A 15106-nucleotide genomic window follows, 5' to 3' on the forward strand; every position below is an offset into this window, starting at 1 on the left:
CTCGCGTCAGGCAGGCGCGGCGAACATCCGACCCAGCAGCCCCACCCCATGCTCGGCGGCGCGCAGCAGGTCTTCGGCGCTGCGCCGCGCGCCGCCCAGGTCGCCGCGCCGCGCCAGCGTCTCGACCTGCTGGGCCAGGCTGGCCGCCCGGGCCAGTCCGAAACTGCGCAGGCTGCCGGAAAGGGCGTGGGCGGCTGCGGCCAGAGCAGGGGCGTCGCCGGCATCGTTCACCGCGGCGGCCAGGCCGGGCATGCGCTGAACGAGCTGGAGCACGAGGGCGGCCAGATCACCCGGCCCCAGGGCCGTCGCCAGCTCGGCCAGGACCGCATGGTCGATGACGGCCGGCTCGGCCGGTGCCGCGATCATGGACGGGCCGTCCTGGCGCGGCGGCGAGGCCCTCGCCCCTTCCCTTGCGCCGGCCCCTGGGCGGAACAGGTCGATGATCGCTCGCTGCAGGGTCGCCCGCGTGATGGGCTTCACCAGCACCGCATTCATGCCGGCGGCCAGGAAGGCGTCCCGGTCCTGCGGGGATCCCATCGCGGTGGCGGCGACGATGGGCACGCTGCCGCGGGAGCCCGGCAGCCGCCGGATATGCTGCGTCGCCTCCACCCCGCTCATCTCGGGCATCTGGATATCCATCAGCACCAGGTCGAAGTCGCCGATCCGCACCTGCTCGAGCGCCTGGCGTCCGTCGTCGGCCAGGGCCACGCGATAGCCAAGGCCGCGCAGGATGGTGGCGACCACCTGCTGGTTGGTCGGGTTGTCGTCGGCCACGAGGACGTTCAGGTGCGCGGGCTCGGCCAGATTGCTGGCCGGGCCGGGCGATGGCGATGGCAATGGCGATGTCGCTGCCGCATCCTGCCTGGGCCGGACACCGGGGGCCGGGGCCACCACCAGTTCCGATCGGGATACGCCCGGGCGCGCGTCGGCCGCCGCCGGCATCGGCAGGGTGAACCAGAAGCGGCTGCCTTCGCCCGGGCGGCTCTCGACGCCGATCTCGCCGCCCATCAATTCGACCAGGCGCTTGGCGATCGCCAGGCCCAGGCCCGTGCCGCCGAAGCGGCGGGTGATCGAGGCATCCACCTGTTCGAAGCGGCCGAAGATCCGGCCGAGTGCCTCGGCCGGGATGCCGATGCCGGTGTCGGCGATCGTGAAGCGGACGACGGCGCCGCCGGCCGCGTCCCGGTCCGGCCCGATCGCCAGGTCGACCGACCCGGCATCCGTGAACTTGATCGCGTTGCCGAGCAGGTTCAGCAGCACCTGGCGCACGCGCTCGGCATCGCCATGCAGGTTGGCCGGAATGCCGGCATCAAGCTGCCATGCCAGTGCCAGGCCCTTGGCGCGCGCCAGTGGCGCCATCAGCTCGACCACGCCGGCCGCCGTCGCCGCCAATTCGAAGTCGCTCGCCTCCAGTTCCACCCGGCCGGCATCGATCCGCGAGAAATCCAGCAGGTCGTTGATCAGCCGCAGCAGGGATTCCGACGAGGTCTCGATGGTGCGCAGGTAGCGCAACTGGTCGGGCGAAAGCGGCGTCTCCTTGAGGATGGAGGCCATGCCCATGATGCCGTTCATCGGCGTGCGGATCTCGTGGCTGATGGTGGCCAGGAACTCCGACTTGGCGCGATTGGCCTCGTCGGCCCGCTCGCGCGCCGTGTGCAGTTCCTCCTCGGCCCGGCGGCGACGGGTGATGTCGCGCAGGTAGGCGGTGAAGACGCGGCCGTCCTCGCCTTCGGTTGCGGTCAGCGTGATCTCGGCCGGGAACATGCTGCCGTTGGCGCGCATGGCCTGCAGTTCGACGCGGCGCTCCGTCGCGCCTTCGCTGCCGGCCTCGGGCATGTGGGGAAATTCGCCGGCCTGATCGGAAGACAGGATGATGGAGGACATCGGCCGGCCCAGGACGGCGGCCCGGGACCGGCCGAATATCCGCTCCGCCGAGGGGTTGAACTCGATGATCCGGCCGTCCTCGTCGGTGCTGATGATGCCGTCGGCGGCCGACGACAGGATTCCCGATTTCAGGGCCTCGCTGTCGGCCAGGGCGCGCTCGCGGCGGTGGAGGATCGCGATCTGGCGCCACAGCAGCAGCACCGCCGCGCCCACCAGCAGCACCGTGGCACCCCCCAGCATCAGGAAACTCATCGCCTCCTGCCGCCAACTGTCCAATGCGTCCGATACCGATATCCCGACGGCCACGACCAGGGGGTAGGTCCGCAGCACCCGGAACGCGGTCAGCCGCTCGATGCCGTCGGGATCGAAGGCGCGGTAGGTGCCGCGCTCGGCGCCCGGCAGCAGCATCTGGAAGATCGGCAGGGCGCGCATCGAACTGCCGATCGGCCCGTCCGCGGGCGCGGTCGAGGCGGCCAGCGGCCCGTCATAGTGGATGAGCCGGATGGCTCCCTGCTGGCCGGCATCCACGGCTTCGAAGCTGCTGGTGAAGAAGTCCGGGTTGAGCAGGGCGATCACCACCCCCAGCAGGTAGCCCTCGCGGTTGATCACGGTGCGGGCCATCGGCAGGTGGAACTGCCCGCTCAGTTCGGCCGCAGCGGTGCTCTCGCCCAGATGCCGGCCGGCGGCCGGCTGGCCGAAGATGATCTTGCCTGGCCGGCGAATGGCCTCCTGCACGTAGGTCAGGCGAGCGAGGTCGATCCGGGGGACGGGGTTGCCGGTAACGTCGACCGCGCCGTCGCCGTCCGCCGGCACATAGGCCAGGTCGCGCAGCTCGGTCGAGGTCCGGGTGCGGCTGCGCAGGATGTCGCGCACCAGTTCGGGGCCGGCCCGTCGATCGCCCGCCTGCAGGATGGCGTCGGCGACCGCGTGCATGGTGAGGGCGGCGGCGTCGATCGAGCGGAACGTCTGTTCCGCCAGCATCCGCGCCATCGACTGGCCGAGTTTCTCGGTGCGGGCCAGCGTCGCGTGGCGCGCCAGCGCCAACTCGGAGACGACGAGCCCGATGGTCGCGGCGATCATCAGCGCGCCGCCGACGATGACCCAGGTCATCAAGCGCGATGTGGAATGTCCGCTGGAGGCTCGACGGCCCTTCATGCCGGGACGATAGTAGCACCGATCGGTCGGGTGGGGCCTGGATGACGTGGCATTGGATGGGATCGGGTGTGGGGCGGTCGCTTGCCGTCGCGGCGGCGCTGGCGGTGGCATGGGGCGGGCCGTCCGTGGCGACCGAATTGCCCCCGCTGCTGGAGCGGATTCGCGCGGCCGGGCAGGTGCGGGTCTGCATCTGGCCGGACTACTACGCGATCACCTTTCGCAACCTGCGGAACGGGCAGCTTGAAGGCATCGACATCGACCTGTCGCGGGCCCTGGCATCGGACCTGGGGGTTGGCTTGGTCTATGTCGAGACGTCGTTCGGCAGCTTCATGGACGAGCTGGAGGACGGGCGCTGCGACGTCGCCATGTTCGGCGTGGGCGACACGCCCGCCCGGCGGGCGCGGGTCGACTTCACCCAACCCTATCTGGTCAGCGGCATCTACGCGGTGACCGCGCGCACCAGCCGGCGCATCCGCAACTGGGCCGACATCGACCAGCCGGGCGTGGTTGCCGCCGTCCAGCGCGGCACCTTCATGGAGCCGGTCATGCGCGATCACCTGAAGCAGGCCCAGCTGATGGTCGTGGACCCGCCGCAGAGCCGCGAGATCGAGGTGCAGTCGGGCCGCGCCGACCTCTTCATCACCGACTATCCCTACAGCCGGCGGATGTTGTTCCAGCATGAATGGGCGCGCGTGGTCGCACCCGACATGCCGATCGCCCGCACGCCCTATGCCTATGCGGTCCGCAAGGGGGAGCCGGAATGGCTCGCCCGGCTCGATGCGTTCATCGCCACGGTCCGGCGCGACGGGCGGCTGGAGGAAGCCGCCCGTCGCCACGACCTGCTGCCGATCGTGGTGCGTTGAGGGCCGGCCCGCCTATGCCGCCAGCGCCCGGTTGACGGCGCTCGTCACCGCTTTCAGCGAGGCCGCCACGATGTCCGGGCTGATGCCGACGCCCCAGATCACCTTGCCGTCCTCGCGCTGCGCCTCGATGTAGGTGACCGAGCGCGCGTCGGCGCCGTGGCCGATGGCGTGCTGGTGATAGTCCTGCACCGTGATGGCGACGCCGCAGTTGCGGGCGAGCGCATCGACATAGGCGGCGATCGGCCCGTTGCCATGGCCTTCGATGGTGCGCGCCTGGCCGTTCTCCACGATCCGCGCCTCGATCACCCGCATGCTGGGATTGCGCGTGTCGGGAATTGTCGAGTGCTCCTGGAAGTCGATCGGGCTGTCGCGGCGGACATACTCGTCCTGGAACGTATCCCAGATGAGCTGGGGCACGATCTCCTTGCTCGTCTCGTCGGCGATGCGCTGGATCACGCGGCTGAATTCCACCTGCAGCATGCGCGGCAGGTCGAGCCCGTAGTCGCTCTTCAGGATGTAGGCGATGCCGCCCTTGCCCGACTGGCTGTTGATGCGGATGATCGCCTCGTAGGAGCGGCCCAGGTCGGCCGGGTCGATCGGCAGGTAGGGCACTTCCCAGACCTTGCTGTTCGAGGCGGCGAGCGCGTCGAAGCCCTTCTTGATCGCGTCCTGGTGCGAGCCCGAGAAGGCGGTGAAGACCAGGTCGCCGCCATAGGGGTGGCGCGGGTGGACGGGCAGCTGGTTGCAGTACTCGGCCGTCTGGCGCACCCGGTTGATGTCCGAGAAGTCCAGCTCGGGGTCGATGCCCTGGGTGTAGAGGTTGAGCGCCAGCGTCACCAGGTCGACGTTGCCGGTGCGCTCGCCATTGCCGAACAGCGTGCCCTCGATCCGGTCCGCGCCCGCCATGTAGCCCAGCTCTGCCGCGGCGACGCCGGTGCCGCGGTCGTTATGCGGGTGCAGCGACAGGATGATGCTGTCGCGGAAGCGGAAGTTGCGGTGACACCATTCGATCTGGTCGGCATAGATGTTCGCGGTCGACATCTCGACCGTCGCCGGCAGGTTGATGATCATCTTGTGGTCGGGCGTCGGCTGGAATACCTCGGCCACCGCGCCGCAGATGTCGCGCGCGAATTCCAGCTCGGTCCCGGTGAAGCTCTCGGGCGAGTACTCGAAGATGAAATGGGTCTCGGGGTTGGCGTCGGCGAGCTGCTTCACCAGGCGCGCGCCCTTCACCGCGATCTCGGTGATGCCGGCCTCGTCCTGGCCGAACACGACCCGGCGCTGCAGCGTCGAGGTCGAGTTATAGAGATGGACGATCGCGCGCTTGGCGCCCTTCAGCGATTCGAAGGTGCGCTCGATCAACTCGGCGCGGGCCTGCGTCAGCACCTGGATGGTGACGTCGTCGGGGATCATGCCCTCTTCGATGAGCTGGCGCACGAAGCCGAAGTCGGTGTCCGAGGCGGCCGGGAAGCCGACCTCGATCTCCTTGAAGCCCATTTCGACCAGCAGCTTGAACATGCGGGTCTTGCGATCGCCGTCCATCGGCTCGATCAGCGCCTGGTTGCCGTCGCGCAGGTCGACCGAGCACCATACGGGCGGCTTGGTGATGACGGCGGACGGCCACTGCCGGTTGGGCAGGTCGACCGGCTTGAAGGGCACGTATTTCTGGGTCGCGTCGGTGGTCATTCGGGGCATGGTGACTCTCCGTCGGGCAGGCCCGCGCACGGGCGGGCGGCCTCGGTCGTGCGGTTTCCAGGGAAGGGGGAACGGGGCCGCTCCTGGGATCGAGCGGCGGGCGTTCCGGCCCGCGGGCGAAGGGCGCGACAGCGCGCCCGGTCAGGCCCGCAGGCCGCCGATAAGTCGCAGCGCGCGCCTCGGCGCGCCCTGGAGCGAGATCCCGTTGTCCCGAAGTGCTGCGATGATGGTCATGAAACCCGCTTCCGCTGAAACCGCTTCGCCCGATGGCCGAACTGCGTTCGGCCCGCCCGCCCCGATCAGAGGGACGGCAGGGTAAGTCGAAGGTTCAGGAGCAGGCAGTGGTTGACCATTGCCCGAGCATACGCGCGGCCGGCCGCCATGGTCAACCCGCGGGCTGCGCCAGCAGCGGATGGACGCCAGCGGCGGGGCCGTTCGGTCCGGGGGCGCCCAGCAGCAGTCCTTGCACGAAGTCGCAATCGAGGCGCCGCAGGGCCGCGCAGGTTTCCAGGTTCTCGATCCCCTCGGCCACCACCGGCAGGTTCATGCCGTGGGCCAGTTCGATGATCATGCGCACGATGTCGAACGCGCGCGGGGACGTGGTCATGGCGCCGACGAAGGAGCGGTCGATCTTCAACCCGTCCAGCGGCAGTTGCTGGAGGTAGCTGAAGTTGGAATAGCCGACGCCGAAATCGTCGATGTAGAGGGTGAAGCCCAGCCGGCGCAGGCGCTCCAGCGTGGCCAGCGCCTCGTTGCCCGGCCCCAGCAGGCAGCTCTCGGTCAGTTCGAGCTGGACCTGGGCCGGCTCGACCGGGGCCTCGCCCAGGATGCGCTGCAGGCGTTCGACCAGGGCCGGGTCGGCAAACTGCCGGGCCGACAGGTTGATCGAGACGAAGGCCGGCGGCTCGCCCTGGCGCGCCCGCCCGCGGTTCCAGCCGGCCAGCGCGCGGGCCGCCAGACGGCAGACATGCTCGCCCAGCAGGCCCACCAGCCCGGCATTCTCGGCGATCGGCACGAAGGTCGCGGGCGGCACGTCGCCCCGGGTCGGATGATGCCATCGGGCCAGGGCCTCGCACCCGGCGGCCATCCCGGTGCGCAGATCATAGACCGGCTGGTAGGCCGCGGACACCTCGCCCGATCGGCTGCGCAGGGCCTGGTGGAGCGCCGTCTCGATCTCCAGCCGGTCGTGATGCAGCGTGCGCAGTGCCGCATCGAAGTGGCGGATGGTCGGGCCCTGGTCGGCACGACAGGCCAATTCGGCATCCGCCAGCGCATCCTCGGCCGAGGCCGCGTGCGGGGCGATGCCGATGGCGGGCGTCAGGTAGTAGGTGCCGCGCCCGACGGCGAAGGGCTCGTCGAAGGCGCGATGCAGCGCCTCGGCGCAATCGGTGGCCGCGCGCCCGCCGCCGGCGACGGCGAATTCTGCCTCGCCGATGCGGGCCAGGATCTCGCCCGGCACGACGACGTCGCGCAGCCGGGCTGCGACCTCTGCCAGCAGCAGCCCGCCGGCGCGCCGGCCGATGCTGGTCGCCAGCACGTCGAAGCCGACGAGATGCAGGGCGGTCAGGTGCAGGTCGGACGGCGGCACGGCGCCGGGATAGCTGGCGGCCTGCATCTGCGCCAGCAGGCCGGCGCGGTTGGCCAGCCCCGTCACCGGGTCGATCGCCGCGCCACGCTCGCCATGGGCCGCCTCGGCGCCCGGGATCTCGCGCAGGGACGGGATCTCGCGCAGGAAGCAGACGAGGTGACCGCGATCGCCGTCGCCGGCCACGATGCGCAGCGTCAGGTCGGCCGTGGCCGCCCCGCTGCGCCCGACCCGCCTGGCGAACGGCTGGCTGGAATCGGCCGGCGCCCGACCGCGAAACTCGGCGATGGCCGCGCCATCGATCAGGCCCGCCGCTGGCTGGCCGACGATCCGGTCCTGGGCGCGGTCGAACAGTCGTGCGGCGGCATGGCCCGCCGCCAGCACGCGATCGTCGGCATCGAGGACGAGGATCGCCTCGTCGGCGCCGTCGAGGATCGCCGCCAGCCATGGTGCCGCCGGTGGCCCGGCATCCCGGGGTGGCGGCGGCCGCCGCGTCATCGCGCGGTCGGCGGCACTGCCGCGGATGCTGTCGGCGCTCATCCGGCAAGCCCGCCGGGGGCGGCGGCCGCGAGCGCGCGGATGGCATCGTCGCGCGCGGTGAAGATGAAGTTGTTGATGTAGGTGCGCCCCGGCAGGCGATGGCTGCCGGCCTCGTTCAGGGCGGCGCGGTCCTGGTGTATGCGCTGGTCGAACCTGGCGATCGGCTCCAGCCGCCCGTCGAGCAGGAAGAAGCCGCGGTAGCCGAGCGGATCGAGGATGGCGCGGATGGCGGCGAGCGCGCCCGGCCGGTGGCGATCCTCGGCCTCGATCAGCAAGTTGGGCCGGTCGCGGGCAAGCAGCCCGCGCGCGCCTTCTATGACCGCCAGCTCATGGCCCTCCACGTCGATCTTGATGAAGCCGGTGCGCGGCAGGTCGAGGCTGTCGATCGGCCGGCGGGCGACGGTGACCGTGCGGCCGCCACCGGCAGCGTGCCCTTCGACCGAGGCCAGGCCCGGCTGGCCGGTCGGCACGAACAGCGGGATGCTGCCCTCGCCGTCGCTGATGGCGGCCTCCAGCACCGTGGCCCGGCCCGCGCGGATGGCGGCATCCAGGCGGCGGCGCAGCACCCGCGCCAGCTCGGGATTGGGTTCGGCCGCGATCGTGCGGCTGGCATGGCGGACCATGGCGCAGGCATAGGTGCCGTGGTTGGCGCCGACGTCGAGCGCCAGTTCCCGGGAATGGCAGAGGGCGGGGACGAAGCGCAGTTCGGGCTCGCCGTGGTCGGGAAGGAACCGGGCCTTGGCTTCGACCAGCAGGGCGAAAAGGGACGGGGCCTTCTCCATCAGCGAGGCGCGCAATCTGTTCCTGAACGACATCGGTACGCGAGGCCGGGCCCCCTCCTTCCTTCGCAAAGCACGAGAATAGAGGAACCGGGCGCCCCGCACGACGGCTTCGTGCGGGTCAGAATGCGGCCGGCATCAGCCGCCGCACGGTCAGCGTTGTGCCGACCGCGCCCTGCACCAGGGTCCAGGCGCCGACCGCGGCCGCCCCGAGCATGCCGAAGGGCGGGATCAGGAGGGCGGCCAGGACGCAGCCGGCGGCGAACTGCAGCAGGTTAAGCTGCTGCAGCCGGCGTCCATGACCGGTCATCGCCAGCATCAGGTCCTGCGCCGGCAGCAGGCAGTTGACGAGCTGGCCGGCGGCCAGGATGGTCAGGGCCGGAGCCGCGATCTCGAACCCCGGTCCGATCAGCCGCAGCAGGAACTCCGGCCACAGCATCATGACGAGGGCGGCCGGCAGGCCGGCCACGGCGGTGGCCAGCCGCACCCGGCGATTGAGCGCCCGCAGTGCCGCGATCTCGCCACGGCGATGCAGTTCGGCGAAATGGGGGGCGGCCACCATGCCGATCGACAGGATGACGACCCAGATCAGCAGCGAGATGCGCTGGGCGACGCTGAAGGCGCCGACCGCCGACGGCTCGACGAACGCGCCCAGCACCAGCACCGGCATGGCGTTCAGGCTGACCTGGATGATCTCCACCAGGCCGAGCGGCAGGGCCGTGCGCCACAGGCTGGGCAAGGTTTCGTCCGGCGCGGCACCTGGCCGGGCCTCGTGCGCGGCTGGCACGTCGTCGAACTGCCGGCGATGGCGCCATAGCAGCACGATCCCGAAAGCGGTCGACACCCCGAGTGCTGCCCCCAGGGCCAGCAGCAGGTGATCCAGCCGGGTGACGCCGGCGGCCAGGGCGGCCAGCGTCAGGATCGGCCAGATCGCGTTCTGGACAAGCTGGGCCGCCACCCCGCGCTTCAGCCCGGCCAGCGCCTGCCCCACCGAAACGACCATTGTCTGGGGGATCAGCAGCAGGCCCGAGAGCGCCAGGGGGGCCGCCAGTTCCGGTTCGGTGAAGACCAGGCGGGCCACCGGCCCGGCCACCAGCCAGGTCAGGATGCCGGCGGCCGTGCTGGCGGCCAGGTGGACGGTGAAGCCGGTCAGCATCGCGTGGCGCGCGGCGCGGCCGCGGCCGACGGCGATCTCGGCGGCGATATGGCGGGTCATCGCCCGCTCGAAGCCGAGCCGGGCGACGGTGGAAACCAGGCCGATCCAGGTGAAGCACAGAAAGAACAGCCCGGCATCATGCGTGCCGAGCGAGGCCGCGGCCAGGATGTAGAGGCCGAGCTTGCCGACCACCTCGACGCCGCGCACGGCCAGCGCCGCGACATACTGCGCGAACTGCCGGGCCAGGGTGCGCAAGCGGGACATTTCCATCTTCGGATATCGCCCGTCTTGCGTTGAGGCCCGTCTTGCGTTGCAGATCGAATCTATGAACGCTATCGTCCGGAAAGCAAATGAGAAAACATCGCTTTGCGCTGACTGCAGCGATCGTCCTGGTGCTCCTGGCGGCGGTGGCCGCCGGCGATGCGCGCGCGCAGGTCAAGGGGATCGACGACCCGGAATACGATCCGCTGACGAACCCCAAGCCGTTCGACCCCCGCTACGAGGTGCGGGAGTATTTCCGGCAGCGGATGCCGACCGACTGGTGGGCGAGCGATCCCATCTATGCCACCAGCATCTTCACCATCACCATCTTCCTGCCCGACCGCTGGCGCGGCAACCCGACCTCGGCGGTGGCCCAGCTCTGCCCCGACCGCCACAGCACCCTGTGGCAGGAAGATCTGGAGCGGATATTGGTGCATCCCTTCCATCGCAAGCGCCCGTGGCCCAGCATAGAGTGCCGTCGTTGACGGCCTGCCCCCCTAGCCTTGCGAGAGCGGGATGATTAGCTGGACCCACGGTCTCATCAATCGCCTCGTGAAGCTGGCCGACGGCTTCTTCCTGGCCTTCGGCACGTTGCTGACGGCCGCCCTCCTGGGCCATCCGACCCTGTTGCAGACGCTGCTCCTGGGGGCCCTCGGCATCGTCCTCTACGTCCAGATCCTGGCGGTCACCGGCGGCTATCGGGTCGAGCGCTATCGCCTGGGCCTGGCCCAGGTCGTCGACGTGGCGATCGGCTTCGTGCCGGCGCTGGCGGCCGTGGCGATCGCCTACCATGCCTTCCTGGTCGACCCCGTCGGCGGCATCGGCTGGGTCGGGGGATGGGCGCTGGTCAGCTTCGCCGCCATCATCCTTGGCCGCTTCACCCTGGTGCGCTGGGGCGTGTCGCTGGCCGACAGCCACGCCGTGCTGCGCCGCAACGTCGCCATCGTCGGGGTGCGGGACCGGGTCGAGGCGGCACTGGCCGCGCGCGACCAGTCGCCGGGCAGCCTGCTGGAGGTGGTCGCCGTGTTCCTGGAGGACGAGGCCGGTCCGCTGCCGGAATCGATCGGCGGCGTGCCGGTGATCGGCTCCGTCGACGCGCTTTTCCAGTACATCCACAAGACGCCGATCGACGTCGTCATCGTCGCCCTGCCGTGGGAATCGACCTCGCGCATCAATGCGATGATCGAGCGCCTGCACCGCATCGCCGCCGACGTCATCGTGCCGCTCGACAAGAACAGCTTCAACCCGCGCTTCGCCGAGTTCGCCATGGTGGGCGGCGTGCCGTCGCTGCGGGTGCTCTACCAGCCGCTGAAGGGGTCGCTGGGCGTCCTGAAGCGGGTCGAGGACATCGTCGTCTCGGCCGTGGCGCTGGTGCTGACGGCACCCGTTCTGCTGGTGGCCGCCATCGCCATCAAGCTCGATTCGCGGGGGCCGGTGGTGTTCCTCCAGGAACGGGTCGGGTTCAACAACAAGTCCTTCACCATCTATAAGCTGCGGACCTTCACCTACGACCCGACCGACGACGGCTCGCTCGGCACCAAGCGGCACGACCCGCGGGTGACGCGGGTGGGCGGCATCCTGCGGCGGCTGTCGATCGACGAACTGCCGCAACTGGTCAACGTCCTGAAGGGCGAGATGTCCATCGTCGGCCCGCGCCCGCACGTACCCAACATGCAGGTGAGCGGCCGGCAGTATTACGACGTGGTGCGCGAGTACGCGGCCCGCTATCGCGTGAAGCCCGGGATCACCGGCTGGGGCCAGATCAACGGCATGCGTGGCGGCATCGACACGGTCGAGAAGGCCGCCCGCGGCGTGAAGCTCGACCTGCACTACATCGAGAACTGGTCGATCTGGTTCGATATCCGCATCATGTTCCTGACTGTGGTGCGCGGTCTGGCCGGGCGGGACGTTTTCTGATGCGCCGCCTCGGCTGGGTGGCCGCGGTCCTGTGGCTGCTGGCCCAGGCGACCGCCGCCAGCGCCGCCGACCGGCCGATCCTGGCCTATCTCGCCTCCTGGTACGAGCCGCCGGCCGCGCGCGCGGCCGATACCCGGATCGCGCGGCTGCCGCGCTACGTCGATATCCTGGCGCTCAGCTTCGCGCGGCCCGATCCGATCTACCCGCCGGGCGGCGAGCTGACGGGCAGCGGCCTCCAGTTCCAGTTCCCGGCGGCCGTCCTGCGCGAGGCGATCGCGCTCCGCAAGGCCCGCAACCCCGGCGCACGCGTGCTGATTTCCGTCGGCGGCTCGACCTACCGGCGCTGGGACCGCTATGACGAGGCCGCGATCGCCCGCCTCGTCCGCGACCTTGGCGCCGATGGGGTCGATCTCGACTACGAGCCGTCCGATCCGCAATGCGAGAATACCGGCGGCACCGTGCGCTGCCGCAGCGATGCCGTCTGGATCGACCTGGTACGGCGCACGCGCCAGGTGCTGCCGCGGCCCTACATGCTGGCAGTGGCCGGGTGGAGCGTCGGCGCCTATGGCGAGGGGGCCTGGCGCATGGCGCCGCCGCGCAGCCCCTGGACCGGCTCCATGCTGGGCCTGCTGCGCGCGCCGGAGGCCGGTCAGATCGACCTCGTGTCGATCATGGGCTATGACGCCGGGCCGTCCTATGACCCGCTGGAGGGGTTCCGCGCCTACCGCAACTACTGGCGCGGAACGCTGGCGCTGGGGATCCAGGTGCTGCCGCCTGACTCGCCGGGGGCTGGCGCGCCGGGGGCCGACGTGCCGGGACAGCGCTTCACCGTCCAGCGCACGGGCCGCCTGCTGGCCGGGATCGCGGCCGACCCGGCCGCGGCGGCCATGCTATACGGTTTCGGGCTGACGCCGACCGGCGCGATCGGTCCCGACAATCCCGATGCGGGGCTGCTCGCGCGCACCATCTGCACCGGCTTTGCCCGCAAGGGCTGCGAACGGCCGGTGCCGTAGAACGCCGGGGCCGGCCGCGGCCTCTATCGCGCGCGGGCGGGGTGACGGGCGACGACGTTGCAGAAATCGGCCGGCAGTCGGTCGATTGCCTTTTCCTGGCCGTCCTGCAGGCGCGAGAAGCGATAGCCGCGCTCGGCCAGGATGTTCCAGGCGGCGTCGGGCGGCGTGCCGCCGACGGTGCCGGTCGGGCAGTTCACCTCCAGGATCACGGTCGGCTGCCAGCGCTCGACGACGGCGAGGGCCCCCCGCAGCACCATCGGCTCTGCCCCCTCGACGTCGATCTTGATGCAGTCGATGCGCGCCAAGCCGGCCTCGGTCGCCAGCCGGTCGAGCGTGATCGTCTCCACCTTCTCGCCCTCGGACGTGCCGGCGCCGGCCAGCAGCGAGAAGGCCTGGGGGTCGTTGCCGAGCGGCACGTGATGCAGGGTGGCCCAGCCATCCTCGCTGGACAGCGCCTTCTGGGCCACGGTGACGTTGGCGAACGGGTTCAGGGCGAGGTTGTGCGCGAGGCTGGCGGCGGCGGAGGCGCCCGGCTCGACCGCGAGCACCCTGCCACCCTGGCCGACGATGCGCGCGGCCTTCAGCGTGTAGAGGCCGATGTTGGCGCCGACGTCGACGAAGATGTCGCCCGGCCCGATGAACCGGTTCAGTTCGCGCAGTTCCGGCTCGGTCCAGTCGCGCAACAGGTACGTGGCGACGGACGTGTAGCGCATGGTGGGCGGCACCTGGATCCGCTCGCCCCCCCCCTCGGTCAGGTGGAAGACGGGCGCGCGCCGGGTGGCGACGCAGCCGGCCCAGACGGCCCCCCGCCACAGCACGCCCAGGGGGTCCGCCTTAAAGCCGGGATGGCCGATGAGTTTCTGAAAGCGCTTCAGCATGGCGTGACCTGCTCGATGGCCCCTGGAAGAACCGGTTGGTGCCGCGACCAGGAACGATCCTGTCCGAGACGGGCGCGGCGACCGGGGCGGATGCCCAGTAGCGTTGCAGATAGGCCGCGAAAGCGACGATCGTCGCCAGCTCCCCCGGGGTGAAGACGAAAGAATAGACCGTCGAGGTGAGGAACAGGAAGAATGTGTAGTCGGCCAGCGCGCGCAGCAGCGGATCGCCACTGCTGCGCGCCGTCTTCCAGGTGAAGAGCAGGCCCGCCAGATAGACCCCCGCCAGCAGGAACGCGCTCAGCACGCCATACTCGAAGACGATGCCGAGCCAGCCGATGTCGGCCAGGTAGAACTGGTGGTCGTTGAAGATGTCCGCCAGCGTGATGGCGCCCAGCCGCGTGGTGGCGCCGACGCCGAACATCCAGCGCAGCGGGTCGTCGCCCAGGAAGTTGATGGCGCGGTCGATCGAGCGCAGCCGGACCGACAGCGAGCCGCCGAACGACTGGACGACATTGTCGAAGAAGGTGCCGGCGACGACGAGGACCGCGCAGGCAGCCGCCGTCAGCGAGATCGCGACCAGGAAGCGACGCAGCCGCCCGCGCGTCGACGAGACGATGCCGACCGAGACGACGATCAGCGCCGCCAGGATCGAGGTGCGCTGCTTGTAGATGTAGAGGAGCGAGCCGAATCCGCTGAGCAGCAGCAGCAGGATCCACCATTCCCAGCGCTGGCAGAATCGCCGGGCGAGGTAGAACAGGAACAGAATGCCGAAGAACATCGGCATGTAGATCCGGTAGCCGCGCTCGATCTCATAGGGCAGCAGCTTGCCGACCGATGGGTCGGAGCCGTACCAGGATGCCGGGATCAGGATCCACAGGCCCCACATGCCGACATAGGTGGCAACACCCAGGATGATGAACGCCCGGCTCACCATCCGGGGCGTCGGCCGCAGCCAGAACAGCAGGGCCGCCAGGGCGAAATAATGGGTGAAGGGCCAGACCTTCACCGTCGTCGCCAGTGCATCGGCAAAGCCGTTGCCCAGATGGAGCATTCCCATCAGCGGGGCGATGCCGAGGACATAGGCGAGCAGGGCCGCGAACAGCGCCTTGTACGGCAACTCGTAGGTGACGAGCGCGTAGATGGACAGCGGCAGCATCAGGAACGGCCATACCTTCGACAGAAGGTAGGGGATCGGGAAATCGAGCAGATAGTAGAAGCTCTGCCCGAACATCGGCAGCACCAGCAGCAGGATCGCCATGGTCAGGGCGCGCGGCTCCCCCATGGCCTGCGCTTGCGGCTTCGTGTCGGTGGCCCAGGTGACGGGCTGCCGCCCTGTCCGGATCAGGCCGCGGGCGGGGGCGGCATGGATCAGCATGGCCG

Annotated in this window: 11 protein-coding genes; 4 read left to right on the forward strand and 7 right to left on the reverse strand. The window is 70.2% G+C overall.

Annotation, left to right across the window (positions count from 1 at the left end; translation table 11 throughout):
* Positions 1–6: 6 nt before the first annotated feature.
* Positions 7–2994: an ATP-binding protein gene (locus tag STVA_RS01365; RefSeq protein ID WP_170216256.1), complete on the reverse strand. Its 2988-nt coding sequence runs from the start codon at positions 2992–2994 to the stop codon at positions 7–9.
* 86 nt (positions 2995–3080) lie between these two features.
* Here STVA_RS01365 and STVA_RS01370 point away from each other — a divergent pair, with 86 nt between their 5' ends.
* On the forward strand, positions 3081–3902 hold the full coding sequence (locus tag STVA_RS01370) for a substrate-binding periplasmic protein (protein ID WP_245978110.1): 822 nt from the start codon (positions 3081–3083) through the stop codon (positions 3900–3902).
* Positions 3903–3914: 12 nt separating this feature from the next.
* Here STVA_RS01370 and leuA read toward each other — a convergent pair whose 3' ends face one another.
* The 4 genes from leuA to STVA_RS01390 form a co-directional block, all read right to left on the reverse strand.
* The gene (gene leuA, locus STVA_RS01375) at positions 3915–5588 is read right to left on the reverse strand and encodes a 2-isopropylmalate synthase (protein ID WP_123687671.1); all 1674 of its coding nucleotides are present in this window, start codon (positions 5586–5588) and stop codon (positions 3915–3917) included.
* Positions 5589–5982: 394 nt separating this feature from the next.
* Positions 5983–7722, reverse strand: a complete 1740-nt coding sequence (locus tag STVA_RS01380; RefSeq protein ID WP_123687672.1) for a putative bifunctional diguanylate cyclase/phosphodiesterase — start codon at positions 7720–7722, stop codon at positions 5983–5985.
* Positions 7719–8504: an FkbM family methyltransferase gene (locus tag STVA_RS01385; protein WP_276330445.1), complete on the reverse strand. Its 786-nt coding sequence runs from the start codon at positions 8502–8504 to the stop codon at positions 7719–7721. Before STVA_RS01385 ends, STVA_RS01380 begins: the two co-directional genes overlap by 4 nt.
* A 118-nt stretch (positions 8505–8622) precedes the next feature.
* Positions 8623–9921: a lipopolysaccharide biosynthesis protein gene (locus STVA_RS01390; RefSeq protein WP_197735763.1), complete on the reverse strand. Its 1299-nt coding sequence runs from the start codon at positions 9919–9921 to the stop codon at positions 8623–8625.
* An 86-nt stretch (positions 9922–10007) separates the two neighbouring features.
* Here STVA_RS01390 and STVA_RS01395 point away from each other — a divergent pair, with 86 nt between their 5' ends.
* The 3 genes from STVA_RS01395 to STVA_RS01405 are packed head-to-tail and all read left to right on the forward strand — an operon-like array spanning position 10008 to position 12848.
* Positions 10008–10403 (forward strand): hypothetical protein, encoded by a 396-nt coding sequence (locus STVA_RS01395; protein WP_123687675.1) that lies wholly within the window; start codon positions 10008–10010, stop codon positions 10401–10403.
* 31 nt (positions 10404–10434) lie between these two features.
* Positions 10435–11835, forward strand: coding sequence for an exopolysaccharide biosynthesis polyprenyl glycosylphosphotransferase (locus STVA_RS01400; protein ID WP_123687676.1), 1401 nt, complete (start codon positions 10435–10437; stop codon positions 11833–11835).
* Positions 11835–12848, forward strand: a complete 1014-nt coding sequence (locus STVA_RS01405) for a glycoside hydrolase family 18 protein (protein WP_123687677.1) — start codon at positions 11835–11837, stop codon at positions 12846–12848. The genes STVA_RS01400 and STVA_RS01405 overlap by 1 nt, the downstream gene beginning before the upstream one ends.
* Before the next feature lie 23 nt (positions 12849–12871).
* On the opposite strand, the gene STVA_RS01410 is transcribed toward STVA_RS01405, so the two are convergent.
* Positions 12872–13726, reverse strand: coding sequence for an FkbM family methyltransferase (locus STVA_RS01410; RefSeq protein ID WP_123687678.1), 855 nt, complete (start codon positions 13724–13726; stop codon positions 12872–12874).
* Positions 13683–15101 carry a hypothetical protein gene (locus STVA_RS01415; RefSeq protein ID WP_123687679.1) on the reverse strand — a complete coding sequence of 473 codons (1419 nt, stop codon included), beginning with the start codon at positions 15099–15101 and terminating at the stop codon, positions 13683–13685. The genes STVA_RS01410 and STVA_RS01415 overlap by 44 nt, the downstream gene beginning before the upstream one ends.
* Positions 15102–15106: the final 5 nt, after the last annotated feature.

Origin of the sequence: Stella humosa, assembly GCF_006738645.1 — a bacterium.
Lineage (GTDB): Bacteria > Pseudomonadota > Alphaproteobacteria > ATCC43930 > Allostellaceae > Allostella > Allostella humosa.